The following is a 16,801-nucleotide window of genomic DNA, read 5'->3' as shown; positions in this document are numbered from 1 at the left end:
ATTATCGAATGATGTAACGAGCCTTATTTTTTATTAATGCAGTTTAAAGGAAGCGATGAGCTCACAACTTGAATAGTTGTTAATGGCTTTAACTTGATTCGCAATAGCAGGGTTAGGATGTCGTTTTAAAAAGCTAATCAATGCAGATTGGCAACACCCCAAAGAATTTATATAGCTGTGGCATTGCGTTTGTTTACACTGTGGGATCAATGCAATAACTTGTTCAGAGGCAAGTTGTAAATACTTTAACTCGTAGTCTGGATCGCCATGTTGTCGCCAAAAATTAGCCATGTTATGGCAAGAAACGACTTTCATCGTTAAGAGATCCGTTAGTTGCTCGGTGTCAGTTGAATCTGCCGTGATTTCCTGAGCAATAGATAGCGCGATTTGATAATGAACAATAGACATCAAAGGGTTATTGTTAGTCTTAGCATCATCAGCCATTAAGGTGTGTCTTTCCCACTCTGAAATATCCATGTCATTATCCTTTGTAAGTGGTAGTGTTTTGCGGTTAGAAAGCCTGTAACGCGCTAAGGTAGTTCATCTCAACTTGTTCCCAATCGACTAAGTGCCACCATGCGTCAATGTAATCAGGACGGACGTTTTGGTAACTCAAGTAGTAAGCATGTTCCCATACATCAAGCGCAAGAATTGGAGTCCCTTGTACTGTTACTGTATCCATTAACGGGTTGTCTTGGTTCGGCGTTGCTGAGATCTCGAGTCGTCCATCCACGACAGAGAGCCAAATAAATCCGGCACCAAAATGATTGGCAGCTAATGTTGAAAATGTCTCTTTAAACTTAGCAAAACTTTCAAAATGGGCATTAATTGCTTCTGCAAGCAAACCTGATGGATGGCGAACGCCTTCGGGTGACATACATTGCCAATAGAGGTTGTGATTATAGAAACCACCGCCATTATTACGCACTGCTGCAGGGTATTGAGATATATTGCTTAAAATGGTCTCAATGGGCTGGTCAGTAAGATCTGTATTTTCAATTGCAGCGATAAACTTATCAAAATAACCTCTATGGTGTTTGCTATAGTGGATCTCAACAGTTTTTGCATCAAGATAAGGTTCTAGTGCATTAAAGCCATAGGGTAGTTTTGGGAATAGATGTTTCATAAATTATACCTAGTAAAAAACGTCAACTAGATACTAATGATAACTATTATCATTATCAACCGCTGTTTTGTATGGATATTAATGAATTTTTAGCTGTGAAATTATGAATTTGATGATTAGTTAACAAAGAATTTATGGTTTTTGGTTATGATTTACATTGTTTAGATAAGGATTTTCGTTATGAATAAAGTTGTTTTAATAGCTGTTGTTGTATTAGTTGCAGTAGGTGTGGGGATTTTCAGTGTGGGTAAATTGACTGAAAAAGCAGCGAATGAGACGACAAAAAAAGTATTAAAAGAAGTAGTGAGTGCTGATTTAGCACCTGTCGCAAAAGCGATTGGTAAGCTAGAAGCCTGTGAATCTGGTGCAACTGCAGAGTTAGAAGCCTTAGGCCATACCGCAACACCATTAGGCCGGAGTTTGGCTTATATTGCTTTAGCACAAAATAGTTATTTGATGGATGATAAAGATAAAGCGCGCGTGGAACTGCAACAAGCGATTGATGCGAGTACTGATAAACCCTCAGCCGAAGAGCGTAATGAGATGTTTACCAAGTTGGGTGAAGGCGCAAAACAAATGGCAGAAAAGCGTAAAGCATTCGGTTTTAAAGTAAACTGTGAACCACTTTAATTGCTGATGATAGCAGTGAAAAGGAGCGATTAAGCTCCTTTTTTATTGAATTAAATTTGTTATTAATCAGATGTCTACCTTATCTTTATACGCGTTTTATATGAACTAAAAATCATCTTTACTCGGTGGGTGAGTGAGTGACTATCTAGTTATTGTAAGGGGTGTAGGTGCCATCAACGGTAAAAATACATTACAAATACCCTTCAATTTGTAAAGGTGGTGATTTTATAAGACTAAACTCGACAAAATCATACGCAATATCCTTTACAAAAATAGTAACAAATAAATTGTAGCTGACTTTCCCCAAAGTCTTGGCAAGGCGATGGCCTCACTGCGTGAACCATCACCCTGCTAAAAGGGTATCTAGGGGAATGATGGTAAAGTAAAATAATAAAGCCACTCCTGACGCTCGCACGGCTCGCACGGCTCGCTAGTCGCTAGGCGTTTATGATTTTTCTTGACCATCGGTATCACTCACAAAAGATCTCACAAAAGAGCTTTCGTAACTCGTTTTTGGACAAAAGTAATTTAGAGTGTTTGCTCGATTAACTTGCTGGGATATTAGAAAAAGTACCTTGAAACCTTAAATGAACTGTTACTTGCCGCAGGAAAACCCAAGAAAGTAGCAATAGTTGCCTGTATGAGAAAGATGGTTGTGATACTTAATTCGATTCTAAGAGACGGTGTAATATGGACTGAAGGTGGTGTCAAAATATAGCTATTGACGCCATAGTCTCTTGTTAACACTATGGGCGCCGGAGTAACTTTTCTACTTTATCTGCAATTTCTTCAATATTGTCGTTAAAATTTACAAATAGTTTGTCGGCCAACAATGGGATTTCTTTTAACAGTTCTTCACCGTCATCCACCATTAAAGGCAATAATTTTGTTTCTTCTGAACTAATTTCTGCTGCAAGAACTGTATTTAACTCTTTCATCGGCCATGATTTCTTTACAGATTCATCCGATACAATAGCAATAACATACTTGGACTTTTTTAATGCTGTGTTTATTTTTGATACTAAAGAATCACCCCAATCGATAGCAAAGCAATCGATAAACGCTTTAATATCACGCTTAACTAAAGCCTCATAAAGTGGTAAAGCCACCTCAGATTTGTCTTCACTAGCGTGACAAATAAATACATCATACATATCAAATACACCTTTTAACTTTTTAATGAACTGTGGAGGCTTACTATCTAAAGCAAGGACTTGCTCACATAGTTTCAAGTAAGGGGAGTGTTCTTCCCCTTTAACCATTCGTATAAAACTCAAATGTCCATAGACCGCTCGCTTGAATATAGAACCATCGAGCCCGTCAGTCTTAATTTCACTATCACACAAATGATAACGTTGCTTTAAAAAACGGATCTCGGCTTGAGCGAGTCCTTTACTCCAATCATTTATCATTGCACGAGTTTTTCGAATAAATTTCCTATTTACATTAACACCCTCATTAACCACTAAGCCTGTAACTTCTTGCCTTTGTGACTTATGCTGTAAACGGGTTTTATTATGACTAACTTTAAAACCGCTATCTTTAATCGCTTGTTCGAGCAAACGACCTACTTTATGAACTTCTTTACCATTTTCATCAATTTCCCGTTCAACCAAAATAGTTGGAAAAGGCTTATTGCTAGAAAAAGTCAAATCATCGGCATAACGTGTGTAAGTTAAATGAAATTTTTTGGCTATTTGAACCAATTTTTTATCCAAAGAGGTTGAAGCTAAGTTGGATAATATTGGAGAGGTGCTCGCTCCTTGTGGCAAACGACCATTATGAGTACAAAGTTGAGCTAAAACAGTGGCTGCAGGGACACCCATATTAAATGGGGTATTTCGGAATATGCCTTGTACTCGACCAAAATTTACAGAATGGAAAAAATCTTGAAGATCTATATTAAGTACATAGTTTTTCTTTTTATGTTGTAACGCATTTGTGATTATGCCTTTTCCATCACCAACGAAGCCATGCACAGGTTTTTTTACACGATAATGTGCCTCGATAAGAGGCTTAACTTTATCCTGTAAAATTTTTATCGATGCTTTAGGGCTGTCAATTAGCCGAGTTTTCCCCGACTTTTTCTTTATAGTAAAAGAGTTATAGTTTTGTTTTTGGTAATAAAGAATGTGTAATAATTGACCAACTGGAATTTCTAATATATCGGCAACATCATTATCTGTTTTTAGCCCAACAAAATGAGTTTTTGCAACTTCTAAATCTCTTGTAAGAGTTGGAGATAACTTTGGGTTCTTCCAACTATATGTCTTTTTGTTGGGGATTTTTTTTGGTTCGAAAGACTGGAGGCTGAAGAGTAAGCTGCTTAATGGGGTGCTCATTTTAATTCTCAAGTATGAGTTAATGGTTTCAACCCAATCACCTTGCGCCAGCTGACCAAATCGAGCAAATCGATAACATCAGATAAAGTTGTATCCCGGGGCATATGTTACCCTGAATTCCAAGTCCGAAGCAGTAACAACTTCAGACATTTTGGGTTGAAACCTCGCATATACTACACTATGCACTAAAATTTGGGTACTATATTTTAGATAGTGCTAATGAGCCTGTAGGATTTTTTCCTTACTCGTTCTTAATTCTGATCCTACCTATATTTCATCATGATATAAGCTTGAACGTACTAAAGCCTTGTGAATCAGAAGCAAACCCTAACAAGGAATACTTCTTTAGATAAAAATTCCTCAAGGACTGCAAACTTTACACTTTTTTACCAATTCTGTAAGATAAGCATCTGCTCTAACTAAATCATACCTCATCAGGCTTTTATTTTTTCCACTTAGAGTTACTTCACTGTGTGAGCCTAGTAGGCAGCTTTGACTAGGCTTACAGCTTCCAACACTGATTTTCAACTCTGGCTCTGGAATAAGCTCCCACGAGGAAAACTGTACAACTACGTCGATACCACCAAAATCCTGACTCAACCAAGGCTTTCTAAAGCCTATCATTAGCACCCTTTACCTACTTTCGGTAACGAGGAACCTACGATAAAACTAAAAAATGCCATCAACCGATCTTCTTCTAACTCATAACTACGTATTCCTAACTACCAGAATTAAGTAGTTCTGCAATTTCACTGGCTATCTCATCTATTGTATGGGTTGCAGTACTTCTAGCAACTTTATCAGCCAAGGATGGACTAAAATCTATAACTTGCTGCTTAGTAATATTATGCCAAATTGGTAGTAATATTTGTTCTCCACTGACATTTCTGGATACGATCCCGTCTAATTCATAATTAGTCCAACCCTTTTTTATGAAAGATTCAGATAAAACAACAAGACCAACCCTGCTATTTACAAGACCCTTATCGATCTTTTGTCTTAAACTGTCGCCTATTCGCAGCGTCATTTCATCAAACCAAACATCTAGCCCTTTTGATATCAATGCATTAGCTAGAGGCCTAACGAATTCATCTTTATCTTCAGAGGCATGAGAAATGAAAACATCGTGAGTAGCCCCACCAGTTTCCACTGAAGGAGGGACATTATCTCGAACTAGGCTTGGAACATCAGCTAAAGGGCGCTCTAGATAATCAGGTAAAGCAGATGGTAACACCCTAACACTTGCCCGAGTACTTCCCCTAAGCCCTTGCATATCTATTGCAACATGCCAGCGGCCAGAATTTGGTATCGTTAACCTGATTGGACTTCTCTTAACTAGACCACCAACATAGCGGTGCCTTCTTCCACTTTTGTAAGAATTGAAATTACTGGAGTCCATTAAACGAACATTGGCGGCACTTGTTAAAGTAACTTCAATGATTTCGCCTCGACTTCTATTTCCTAAATCGTTATGGATAAATTGCAAAGTTAATCCCTTCTTGGTAATGGTTTATATCGTACAAAGGTAAAGCTAACCTCGCACTATTTTCTTTAGCTCATTAGCAAAAGCAGCGAGCTTTAAATTTACAGACTCTATGTCAGATACAAGCTCATCATATTGTGGGTACTGTCGCTGCAAATCCTGAGGTGTAAGTTCACTATACTTACCATCACACTGAGCAGCTGTATACCAAGCTCTGTATTTTGCTTGCCATTCAGTAAGGTGGGGACGTAATCCATCATTAAGAACTTTTGTTGATATATCTATGAGTTTCTCGATATCCACCTTCTCCCGGTTACGCAATTTTTCAACAGGTATAGCGCTGATTTGCTCTCGCACACATAGGAATAAAGAGTGCCAACTATCATAAACTTCAACAATAACATCCTTGTCACGCTGGAATGGAATTGCAGCCTTACGAGTAACTAGCTCTGTCCAAATCCTATGAGCCACTTTTTTATCTTCTGTGTTCGCCTTTATTTTTACTTCTGTACCCGTGAATGGCTCTTTTACTGTAATTTCTTCAGTGCAAAAGCCTTTGATTTTTGAACCTGCACGCTTCAATAAAAGGAATAACAATAAAATAACTACAATCAAGCCAACAGACATTGGCAAATTAATGGACAAGGCTGTGTTATAACCATCTAAGGTCAACGAGAGTAAACTGTACTCAGCCACCTGTGCAGAAACCGTTTCAGTTGACATCAATGAGTAACTCCACAAATATTGCAACGACTGTTATATTTCATCATATCGTTTGAATTTTTAATCAAATGTCGTCGAGAAGTTCGAGCCGCAAACGCGTCTTCAATCCAGTTTCTCAACTCGTCTCCAGAAGCAGGGTATCCATAAAAGTGAGCATATGCGTTACCATCAGGAGAAAAGTTGGCTAATAACCTCGGGGGAAGGAATTGAGAGTTTCTGGCTCTATCTAGGTTTATTGCTATCAGGCCATGAGGCATCTGCCCACCAACTCCGCCTTGTTGCAAAGATGCTTTAATCTCCCAATCAACGTATCGACGGCTGTGAGTACAATTTCCAACTAAAACAATAGTGACTGTCGAGTGCCCAAAATATCGCTGTCTAATCTGCTGCATGACGTATTGAGGGTTGGTGCTATTGATTATATCATCAGTAAACCTTTCTCCCTCTGCAAGCATACATGGTGTAAAAACATCCAATTCACGCCCAAAATGCCTAACGAACTCGTTAACCTGTACTTGATCGCCATGATAATAGGAGATAAACACATTTCTTTTGACTTGATGATTATGTGTGACACCAAATATCCCGTTGTATATACTCATAAACTCTCCCGAATGAACCTTTGAACATTTATATTTTCTCGCGCTCTCACATAATAAGCACTCCTATTTTCATGCAGCGTGGCCGCCTAAAAATTTAGGCAATATTACTTTAGGTATGCATATGATGTCACTGGTGTGGTAATACTTTGTTACTTATAAGACAAGGTGACAAAGAATAAGGTTAAAGGTACAAATAAAACTAATTCAAAATCATATTAACGCTATATGAAAGAGTAAAAGCACTAAGTAGAAATGGGGCACAGGCTTTTCAGAGGAAAAGCCTGTAGCAGATCCCGCCTGTCAGCAGTCTGTTTTCTCAGATAGTCTCAGAGCGTCTTCTAGCTCAACGCCAAGGTATCGAATTGTGTTATCTAGCTTCGAATGTCCAAGTAAGATCTGTACAGCCCTGATGTTTTTTGTTCTGGCATAGATTAAAGTGGCTTTAGTGCGGCGCATGGAATGAGTGCCGTAATAGTCAGCATTCAATCCCAGTTTTTCAGCCCAGTTTCTGATAATTGAGCGATAGAATGAGTAGCTGATAGGTTGCCCTTTGCGGCGACAACTTGGAAATAAAAAGCTACTTGTATCTAGGGATGCAGAGTAAACCCACCGACTAATACTCTGTTGTGTTCTCGGAGTAATCTCATAGTGTACATCTGTACCTGTTTTTTGCTGGGTGCATTGAACCCTCTCATAGATCACTCCTTGCGAAGAAACATCATATACATGCAGTTTTAGTAGATCACTCGCCCTCAACTTGCTATCAATGGCTAGGTTCAATAGTGCAAGTTGCATTAGGTCGTTTTCAAGCTCTAGCCTAGTTCTTATTCGCCAAATCTCTTCCAACTTGAATGGTCTTTTTATCCCGCTGCATTTTTCTGATGATGACTTTCTCATGTTGACCTCCTCTTAGGTGTTATTGGTCAACATAAAGTCTGGTTATTGACTAAAACTGTTGTAGCAGTTTCGATTACTGTCGTTCAGGGCGTGCAAGAACGCCCATGGACAGAAGTGATTTGGCGGTCATGTTCACAATCACCTACTTCAGATTAGCTATGTTTAGGAAATATCGCAGGTGTCAGATTTCGAATTCGTTCATTAACTTTATGTAACACATTGGATATTGGTGTGTTACATAAACTGTCATAATTTATTTCGTGTTTATCAATTCTAGAAAAACTTTCGTGGAAATCGCTACTTGTGGAGACAATTACATTGTCTAGATTGTAACCAATGGAGTTAAATTGGTCTGCTGTTATATCAATAATGTAGCCATCGCAGAGCAACCAAGCATGAGATTTTTCTCGATTATTACCTAAGCCCTTACCTGAAATATACATACTGTCTTTTCCATAAGCATTTTTTAGAAATAGACCTAAAAGATTCGATGTATCACCGCAACATCCAGAGGGAAAACCATCTAAGCACATGTAAAAGCTAGTTTTATAATGGAAATCTGACTTATCAAACGATTCAAGGGCATCCCTGATCTTTCTAATGTCCATAACAATTGAATCTTTCAAATTACCTCCATACTAGTATTGCTCTTTAACGCAGTGCTCAAAAAAATCTAAAAACAGGTATTGTATCTTGCCGATCGTTGCTCGGTATCCTTAACAACTTAATAACTGGAATGTGATATCTCCTTTCTTTATTTCCTCACTAACTTTCGGTCGAGATTTAAAATCAATTAAAACTTCATACTCATGCCCAAGCTCAACATTGCTACCAAACGGGGCAACAACGGCTTTAATTGTAGAGTCTGTCTTAATCTCAATTGCATATATTTTTATAGGCTTGGTGTATCCATTTTTCAATGCGTGATAAATAGCTATATAGGGGGATAAAGTTGTAGATACAGGCAGATCCCAATTGTCATTTCTATTTTCCGAGCAAACTCCACGAAATAGAATTTGTCCTTTTGACAAAAATAATCCATTTTCTTGTATTTCCATCCCTAATGCTGTGAAATCATTGTTATTAAAAGTTCTATATTTTTTCTGATATGACTTAAACACAGGATTTTTAACGTTATTAGCCTTACTCTCTTGCCATTTACTCAAAGTGTCAGAAGATTCAAGAAGAGTCTCAAATTCTATACACTGTTCAGGCTTTCTATGTATATTTGGGGCTAGTTGATAGTTAATAAGTTCTAAAAATAATTCTAAAACGCTGTGAAAACTACCATTCCAACCAATTTGTTTAATATCAAACCTATCTAAGACCATCTCTATTCCGAATATATAATGTTAGCATTCCGCACGTTAACTATGCTCAAGATGATTGAAATGGCCAAATAACCATCTCTTAGAAAATTAACGAGAAGCATTCCGTTAATACTCATGTTATCCCCGTGCTGATAGTCTCTCTAAGACAGTTGCATAACAGGATTCAAAGTCACTTTCCAATCCTGGAGATGAGTACTTTTTTAAGTGGATACGATAATCGGCAATACCATCGTCTTGAGTCTCGAAAGTAGACAGAAAGTCATTGTGTTCGGCAATTATTATTGACGGATTCCTATAGCCATATTCGTTGAACTGATCGCTCGTAATGTCAATGTGGACACCATCCAAGTAGAGCCAAACGTGAGACCCTAACTCCTCATTAAACCCACCATTTTCGCCACGAATTAGCTTTGCATTAGAATATCCGTTGTCACTCAAATATGCAGCTAGTAGCTGCGAGCTATCATCACAACAAGCGTCAGGAAACTTACTAACAGAAAGTGATGTCCCATCAAAATCACACGGATTTAGATTCTCCATTGCAGCTCGAAATTGATTTACCAAAAGTGTTAGTCGCTCCATTTAACCTCCGAAATTCATAACAATTTATTTGATCCAAAAGTGGGGCGTCCACACAAAATATCAGCCTGAAACATAAACGTAAACTTATGTTTTAAAGCGGTTAACATCAAAAACACGCTAGTCGATAGAGGAGGAGAGCAACGGAGAGGAATATTTCTACACGCCTCGCATTGAGTATTAGAAAATCTAACGAGAACTCTCGGAGTGAGACTGATATCCTTGGCTTTCGTCAACAAGGAATGGGGCATTAACGAGTTTGAAATTGCTAACTCAACAGTTCTTTCAGGTAGCTATTCCGCTTATGAGAGTGACTAGGTGCCTCGGTGAACTGCCTTATGTCATCACTACTTCCAACGATATGAATTTCACTTTCTGCTCTTGTAATTGCCGTATAGAGCCATGCTCTATCGACTATTCTGCCATTTTAAGCCCTCAATTAGATTTGAAAATACAAAGAGTTGCATTTGGGTCTTTATTTACTTTCTTCTATACTCCGCATCGCCCTTTGAAAAATAGCCATTACATTTGGATCGCTTTGACCGATGTTGGCGATTTTTTGAATAAACGCTTGTAGATAACCGATTTCATCTTTTGCTACTTTTAATTCCGCTTCTAGCTGAATGATTTTTTCTGCTAAATCAATATCTTTTTGTAGATAGATAAGTAGATCAGTATTGTCAGCGGAAACAGGTTGCCCCTTGAGTGAGCGTTTTCTATCTTTGTATTCATTTTTTATATTGAGATATTTATCAAGAGTTTGCCGCGTCGTAGTGATCGCAAGGCTAGACTCAATTTTCGTGACTAATAAATCCCAAGTCAGCTTTCCTTCCCAACTTCTAATTAACGCTTGAATGGAGATTTGTTGATCAGTGTCTAATGATTTAGTTGCCATGTGTATTTCCCTATACTGATCCCAAAAAGCCTAAAAAGTTATCTTTAGCTGAGTCGTTATTTGTTTGGGTTGTTGCAGCAAGAGCCGCTTGAAGAGCTTCTTTCGCATCAGGTAGCGATAGCTTACGTTCTGTTACTGTCTTGGTTTCTAAATCTGTAATTCGCATGACATTTGAACGAGTCAAAAAACGAACAATAGCCCCTTCTTTGATGGAGTCATCTGATAGCACTTCAATAAGACTCTTGAGCATACAAGTATTTTGGTAGTGGGTTTCATACCATTGCTGCATTCCTTCACTGGTTGCAAAGTTAATGGCCTCCTGAACTTGCTTTAGGTTGTGTTTCTGGATTGTTAAATCCTTATTTAGCAGTTCAATCGCATCTTTATCATGCGCAATATGGCATGAGGATGAACAGAGTGTGCATTGTGTTTCAAATTCCGTCATGTAAGTGCAAGGGGTTAACGTTAAATCTTGGGTGCAAAAGCCGACCTCACTGACAAAAGTTGGGCTTAAGTTATCGGTGGCATCATCGTATTGAGCTTTACTCTGTAGGCGTTTGCCAACCTTATCTTGTACTTCTTCCTCGGTTTCTTTTTCATATAGAATATCACTGATCACTAAGGCATTTTGGGCATTAGTCGTGTGGATATAGTCGAGTGTTTGCTCAGGGTTTTTACGGCCAGACAGCATCGTTATGAGTAAGTGGGGCACCCCCTTATTTGCTAGGTAGTTATTTTGCCAATGCCTGAATTGGTGAGGGGTGATTGCGAAACCTGTTGAGAAACTATGCCGCTCAAAGATGGTAGCGTAAGCGTTTTTGCCTTTTTTGATGGTTTTTTCAAAAAAATCACCTAAAGATTCGATGGGAACTAACAGGAAGTGAGAGGCTTGCTTAGTTCTTAATTGTTTTTCTGTATAGGTAAATAAAGCTTGCTCATAATCGACACGCTTGGTCTTAGCGTTATTGTACCCTGACATAGCTTGTTGATTAGTTGTAATGTAATGGTTTTGAAATTCCTCAACCGTCATTTCTGTTTGACCATTGAAATATTTACTCAATTGGGTTTTGCAGCCGACAGTAACGCCAACAAGTAAGGATACATAAGGACAATGCCTTTTAATTTCTAGTTTATCGAGTGGTAACAGCTTGGTGATGTGTTTGATAAATACAGGGGAATTTTTACGTTTTGTCGCATCAATCGCACCCTTGGTATCGCACGTAACACGGGCATAGCCGTCGCTGTCATCATAAAAGCCCAATAAAAAACCAAGCTGGATCAGGTTGGTCGGTTTACTGTCGTTGGGTTTGAGTGCATCTAGGTTTTTGGCACTTGGCTTAAACTCACCTAACACCTTTTTTAAACTTAGGTTTGGGTTTTGATAAAACCTTGCTAATACTCTCGCTGGCTCAGTTACAAGAGCGGTATAGTGTAATGCTCGGTCTAGGCTTTCGGCCATTTCAGCATTGATATGATTCTGATAGTCTTTATATCCTTTGGACCCACGCCAATTAAGGTAGTAGACAGTATTAATGTCGTTATCGACCATTTCATTATGGGCTTTCACGCGTTGCTTGGTTAGTAACACTTGCTCTGCTGCCGCTCGATTGGGGGACGACATCGCAAGTGCTGACATGGTGCAAACATAACTATCGAGTTGACTCGTTGTTGGATGGATGAGAGCAGCCCAAGAATTAGTGTTCTCTTTATTCTTGATGTCGTGATAAGGCGGGATTGCATCATAAAAGATCGCCCCGAGTGCCAATAACGCCTTTTCATCAGGCAGTTTACTATTTTCAGCCTCGATAGCGTCATCACCGCTTTTGGCTCTTATTGAGTTTACCGCCTTGGTTAAGTTCGGAGTCATACTCGCTGGAAGCATCTTATGGGCTTTTAGCCACTCAAAAAATGCAGAAAGATACTGGATATACTTCATTTCATCGATGGTGTTTTGAATCTCATCCAGACTGGAAGAAGCGATATTTTCATTAAGAGCAATAAGAAATTTTCTTGCCGTAGTGACTTTATCTCTCTTCCTCTTGTTAGAAATATTTTCTTTCAGCACATCAAGAGCAAAGGCAAAGAGTAGATGGTGCGTATGTTCATCGAGCCTGTCTTTATCGGAAAAAGTTGAGTTAATCTTGGCGTGGGGTTGATTATTGTTATTGAAAAGGAGGTTAATAGAGATGCCTTTGTTGCTGGTAAAGGTAACAGCAATGTCCTCCCACGTTGCTTGCTGACCTGATGGCGCGGTAAAACCAAGTAATGGCTGTTTTTTCTTTTCGGCGATATAAGCGTGTTGATTGATTATGTAACGGTTGAGCGTGTTCATTTTTCATCTCCAAGCTTAGCCGTTTTTCTCTCTTCACAAATGGCTATAGTCGCCTTGATGTAAAGAATGATTTTCTTGAGGCGTTTGACTGTCGCAGGGTGTGCTGATTGACTATTTATCACCAGTTTTCTTTCCGCTTTATCAAGATATTGTTGATGGTTTGCCGTTTCTAGAGGTCTAAAGTTGTCGCAGGGATAACAGGCCATAGGCGCACCGCCTTTTGACTGACAACTGGAGCAGTTAGCAGGATTGAGTTTATGGCCAATTTCTTCATCAAACCTGCTTTTTACTTTGAAATCATCGTGCGCTTGTAACTCTTTTACCGACAGGCTATCAAATCGCTTGATGATATGGTTCCCAGCATACGCCTCATCAATTTTTATTCGCTCTGAGGTTTTCAAATCAAGATAGGGGATAATCGCATCAATGGTGACACCTGTTATAGCAGCAAGGTGGGCAGGGCTTAACCCATATTTTGCTCCTTGGGTGAGAATGGTGTGTCGCCAGCGGTTGTTACCAAGATTCAAAGAATCGTTTGGACATCTATCGCTGTTTGGCTTGAGTTTGTTTCCGAATAAATAACGTATATTGGCTCCAAGGGTGACCGATTTCATATGATAGGCTTTTGAGGTATCGCTATTGGAGATAAACAGTTCTGCTTTAGATTCAAAACTAGAGCTAAATAAGCTTTGCTCAGGCAATACAGGTAGGCGTCTCATGAGTTCTTTGGTTTCATCTTCACCTAATGTAATGTGTTGTATAGACAGCGAATGTAAAAGGTAGTGTTCATAAACCTGATAGTAACGCAAAAGCAATCGAGAAAAGTCTGACTCTAGGCGGTTTGAGCGTGATTCCGCATCACCTCGAAATTGTCCATCCTTGCCTTTAAAGGTGCGAACGTGCAATTGCTCCACATCTGAGAACAAGTGTTGAGTAACGGGTTTCCAGTTAAGGTTCGGTTCTTTATGAGATAAAAAGGTTTCCCCTACAGGTAAAACATCACACCATTTAAGTTGCACAAGTTGGGTTGGTCGTCTTATCAGGGCGAGAAGTAACTGACTGGCTATGACATTCCGTAGTGCGGTAAACTTTTTTTGCGATAGTATTTCCCCTTCTAATACTTGCTTCGTTTCAATTCTTAAGCTTTCAAGAATATTGTCGTGCTCAACTTCACTGTAAGCACCAGTTTTTGGGTCAAGAATGCCTTTCATTAAACCTTGGCGCTTTAAATTTTCATCTTTAACTGTGTCATATAACGGTTGGAGAGTATGACAGATATAACCATTTCTTGGGTGGCATAGGGCGTATAAGCCATCTCTGACATTTTTCTTGTAAGTATCTAGTGTGAGCCACCACGCCTGAAAATCGTAAATGTCGAGATATTTTACAATGGATTTGAGGATGCTAACGTGGCTGTATAGAGAGCCATGAGCGTAATGCTTTGCGGCATGTGCTATTGCTAATTTTAAGTCCAGATAAGTATTAGTATTTAGTTCATTCATCCAATTTAGATATAAATAGGATTTATAACCAAGCTCCCACGTATCTGAAAGCACATCAAAAGAGTAACCATCTTCTCTTGCATTGAATATGCGCTGACCATCGTACTCCTTTTTTAATGTTGCGATATGGCTATGACTCATGACCACCTCCTAACCTCGGAACAGTTTTAGATTGGGTTCTAGCGGAAATATCAGCCACAGTGACCGCCAGTTGATATTCGTTATAGACGGATGCCATTTTCGAGTCTTCAACCCAGCCCATTGCATATTTGCGTAAATCTTCAATTTTTTCAGGCGTTAACCCATGCTCTCTCGCCTTATCTTCAAAAACTTCATTCCATTTATGACGAAGCTTGTGAGGGTGGAGCTTGATACCTAATGCCTCACCAAATTTATCTACGATTTTGTGAATGGATTTATACGTGAGCGGTTGCCCTGATGTTGTCCCTTTTTCTGAGATAAACACAAAGTCATGTTCACGGGCGGTTGTATTTTCTGCTCGTACAGTTTGTATGTAGAGCTTGATAAGCTTCATTAACTCTGAGGAAATAGAAACCGATAGCGCTTTGGTTTTATTTGATGGGCGTTCTAACCTTGGATCAGTCGGATCATTGGGAGTTCTGGTCAATAGGAAGCGAGGGTTATCCCAATCGTCAATCAAGTCACTGACTTTTAGCTTTAAAACCGCACCAACACGAACCCCTGTGTTAATTAGAATTTGCATGATGAGTTGGTTTCTTAATTTGCTGGATTTAAATGGGTTCTCAGGTGAACTCTCTTTGATGATTTCAAGCAAATAAAAGAACTTATCTGAAGGTATTACCGACTCAAATGCATCTTTAACGATGGTGTTATTTTTACGTGTGCCGCCAATAAACGTGTTGATGTATAACTTAAACTTATTGAATTGGTCGTCCACTCTGGCTTGAGTATTAGTTGGCTCTTGATCATAGTGGTGGCAAACGAACAAGTATTCGATATAAGCCCTCAGTCGAATTAAGCGCTGACGTAATGTGTGTGCGGAAACTTGTGGTTGGCTATGTGAAGTCGCATGGATGGCATCTCTTATGCGCTTGTCAGAAATTGCTACGGTATTACTTTCATCAATAGTGCCTTCATTAGCATAAAGCTTGCACGATCTAACAAAATCATCGACCTCTTGCCTTGAAAGAAATTCACCAGAGCTGACACGCTCAACAAGATCGATACCTTGCTCGATAAAATAACAGTATAAAAATTTCAGCTCATAGGCGTATTTTTTTAGTGTATGAAAAGCTGGAGTTTGAGCGCTTGCTTTATTCTTTCTTGCCGATAGTGGGGAGTTATGGTTTCCGTTAAGATAAGCATTAAGGTACAAGCAAGCGGGAAATACACCAGATCTTACAATGAGGGGAAAGCTGTACCCATCGGCATCTTTATAAATTTTTACTGCAACATTTTCACTTAATTCATTCATTACAAAATCAAAAGTTGGTTACATATTAATCTAACATAGTTACACTTGGTGATTTTGTAAAGTAAAAAAATGGCTCATTAAAGAGCCATCAAGGATTTAAGTGTATTTATTTCTTCTTTTTCTTTACACTTTCTTTTGGTGGAGAGTATTCACAGAGGTCCTCGATTAGGCAGCTGCCACAGCGCGGTTTTCTTGCAATGCAGGTATAGCGTCCGTGTAAAATTAACCAATGGTGAACATCAACTTTAAATTCTTTTGGCACAACCTTTAAGAGTTTCTCTTCAACTTGGTCGACGTTTTTCCCCATGGCAAATTTAGTTCGATTACAAACTCGGAAGATGTGAGTATCTACTGCAATTGTCGGCCATCCAAATGCCGTATTTAAAACAACATTTGCGGTCTTTCGACCAACCCCTGGTAGTGCTTCTAATGCTTCTCGGTTTTCTGGGATCTCGCCATTATGTTTATCTAAGAGAATACGGCAGGTTTTAATGACATTTTCTGCTTTAGAATTAAATAACCCAATGGTTTTTATATATTCTTTAACGCCGTCAACGCCTAAGTCGTAAATAGCTTGAGGGGTATTAGCAACAGGATAAAGCTTGTCGGTTGCTTTATTTACGCTGACATCGGTAGCTTGAGCTGAGAGTAATACCGCAATCAATAACTCGAAAGGCGTGCTCCAATGAAGCTCTGTTTCCGGGTGTGGGTTTTCAGCGCGTAAACGTTCAAGAATTTGGACGCGTTTTTGATTATTCATTTTCTATTCCAAATAAGGCTTATTGCAATATAAGTAGGGAGTGACAGAGTGAGCATCTGTCGTTGCAATTAAGCATTTTACTATTCCATTATTTTGTCGCGATATGTAATAAAAAGAAACCCAATAAGTATGATACTTATTGG

At 39.0% G+C, this 16,801-nt stretch carries 16 protein-coding genes and 1 pseudogene; 2 read left to right on the top strand and 15 right to left on the bottom strand.

The window, feature by feature from the left end; genetic code table 11:
* Positions 1 to 33 precede the first annotated feature (33 nt).
* Both C9J45_RS04000 and C9J45_RS03995 read right to left on the bottom strand, forming a co-directional pair.
* On the bottom strand, positions 34 to 477 hold the full coding sequence (locus C9J45_RS04000) for a DUF2753 family protein (protein WP_107292169.1): 444 nt from the start codon (positions 475 to 477) through the stop codon (positions 34 to 36).
* A gap of 34 nt (positions 478 to 511) precedes the next feature.
* Positions 512 to 1,126 carry a superoxide dismutase gene (locus tag C9J45_RS03995; RefSeq protein ID WP_107245884.1) on the bottom strand — a complete coding sequence of 205 codons (615 nt, stop codon included), beginning with the start codon at positions 1,124 to 1,126 and terminating at the stop codon, positions 512 to 514.
* A 180-nt stretch (positions 1,127 to 1,306) separates the two neighbouring features.
* Between C9J45_RS03995 and C9J45_RS03990 the strand changes: the two genes are divergently transcribed.
* Both C9J45_RS03990 and C9J45_RS21870 read left to right on the top strand, forming a co-directional pair.
* Entirely contained in the window at positions 1,307 to 1,756 is a 450-nt protein-coding gene (locus tag C9J45_RS03990; RefSeq protein WP_107245886.1) for a hypothetical protein, read from the top strand.
* A 595-nt stretch (positions 1,757 to 2,351) separates the two neighbouring features.
* A pseudogene (locus tag C9J45_RS21870) lies at positions 2,352 to 2,474 on the top strand (IS110 family transposase); the annotation flags it as partial.
* 28 nt (positions 2,475 to 2,502) lie between these two features.
* Here C9J45_RS21870 and C9J45_RS03985 read toward each other — a convergent pair.
* The 13 genes from C9J45_RS03985 to nth all read right to left on the bottom strand — a co-directional run bounded on the left by C9J45_RS03985 (position 2,503) and on the right by nth (position 16,658).
* Positions 2,503 to 4,098: a TIR domain-containing anti-phage reverse transcriptase gene (locus C9J45_RS03985; RefSeq protein ID WP_107292168.1), complete on the bottom strand. Its 1,596-nt coding sequence runs from the start codon at positions 4,096 to 4,098 to the stop codon at positions 2,503 to 2,505.
* 718 nt (positions 4,099 to 4,816) lie between these two features.
* Positions 4,817 to 5,584 carry a DUF1883 domain-containing protein gene (locus tag C9J45_RS03975; RefSeq protein ID WP_107292166.1) on the bottom strand — a complete coding sequence of 256 codons (768 nt, stop codon included), beginning with the start codon at positions 5,582 to 5,584 and terminating at the stop codon, positions 4,817 to 4,819.
* Positions 5,585 to 5,629: 45 nt separating this feature from the next.
* Positions 5,630 to 6,304, bottom strand: a complete 675-nt coding sequence (locus C9J45_RS03970) for a hypothetical protein (RefSeq protein WP_107292165.1) — start codon at positions 6,302 to 6,304, stop codon at positions 5,630 to 5,632.
* The gene (locus C9J45_RS03965) at positions 6,304 to 6,906 is read right to left on the bottom strand and encodes a TIR domain-containing protein (RefSeq protein WP_107292164.1); all 603 of its coding nucleotides are present in this window, start codon (positions 6,904 to 6,906) and stop codon (positions 6,304 to 6,306) included. The genes C9J45_RS03970 and C9J45_RS03965 overlap by 1 nt, the downstream gene beginning before the upstream one ends.
* Before the next feature lie 300 nt (positions 6,907 to 7,206).
* Positions 7,207 to 7,803 carry a tyrosine-type recombinase/integrase gene (locus tag C9J45_RS03960; protein ID WP_087845147.1) on the bottom strand — a complete coding sequence of 199 codons (597 nt, stop codon included), beginning with the start codon at positions 7,801 to 7,803 and terminating at the stop codon, positions 7,207 to 7,209.
* A gap of 152 nt (positions 7,804 to 7,955) precedes the next feature.
* On the bottom strand, positions 7,956 to 8,429 hold the full coding sequence (locus C9J45_RS03955; RefSeq protein WP_107292163.1) for a hypothetical protein: 474 nt from the start codon (positions 8,427 to 8,429) through the stop codon (positions 7,956 to 7,958).
* Between the two features lie 90 nt (positions 8,430 to 8,519).
* A complete protein-coding gene (locus tag C9J45_RS03950; RefSeq protein WP_107292162.1) occupies positions 8,520 to 9,134 on the bottom strand; it encodes a hypothetical protein in 615 nt (204 codons plus the stop codon).
* 117 nt (positions 9,135 to 9,251) lie between these two features.
* On the bottom strand, positions 9,252 to 9,716 hold the full coding sequence (locus C9J45_RS03945; protein ID WP_107292161.1) for a hypothetical protein: 465 nt from the start codon (positions 9,714 to 9,716) through the stop codon (positions 9,252 to 9,254).
* 472 nt (positions 9,717 to 10,188) lie between these two features.
* Positions 10,189 to 10,608, bottom strand: a complete 420-nt coding sequence (locus C9J45_RS03935; RefSeq protein ID WP_107292160.1) for a hypothetical protein — start codon at positions 10,606 to 10,608, stop codon at positions 10,189 to 10,191.
* A 10-nt stretch (positions 10,609 to 10,618) separates the two neighbouring features.
* Complete coding sequence (locus tag C9J45_RS03930) at positions 10,619 to 12,940, bottom strand: hypothetical protein (protein ID WP_107292159.1); 2,322 nt, start codon at positions 12,938 to 12,940, stop codon at positions 10,619 to 10,621.
* On the bottom strand, positions 12,937 to 14,583 hold the full coding sequence (locus C9J45_RS21720) for a hypothetical protein (protein ID WP_107292158.1): 1,647 nt from the start codon (positions 14,581 to 14,583) through the stop codon (positions 12,937 to 12,939). Before C9J45_RS21720 ends, C9J45_RS03930 begins: the two co-directional genes overlap by 4 nt.
* The gene (locus tag C9J45_RS03920; protein ID WP_107292157.1) at positions 14,573 to 15,898 is read right to left on the bottom strand and encodes a site-specific integrase; all 1,326 of its coding nucleotides are present in this window, start codon (positions 15,896 to 15,898) and stop codon (positions 14,573 to 14,575) included. Before C9J45_RS03920 ends, C9J45_RS21720 begins: the two co-directional genes overlap by 11 nt.
* A 106-nt stretch (positions 15,899 to 16,004) precedes the next feature.
* The gene (gene nth / locus C9J45_RS03915) at positions 16,005 to 16,658 is read right to left on the bottom strand and encodes an endonuclease III (RefSeq protein ID WP_107292156.1); all 654 of its coding nucleotides are present in this window, start codon (positions 16,656 to 16,658) and stop codon (positions 16,005 to 16,007) included.
* Positions 16,659 to 16,801: the final 143 nt, after the last annotated feature.

The organism is Photobacterium sp. GB-1 (assembly GCF_003026165.1).
Taxonomy (GTDB): domain Bacteria; phylum Pseudomonadota; class Gammaproteobacteria; order Enterobacterales; family Vibrionaceae; genus Photobacterium.
The sequence above is the reverse complement of the archived record's forward strand: the minus strand, read 5'-3'. Positions and strand labels throughout refer to the sequence as shown.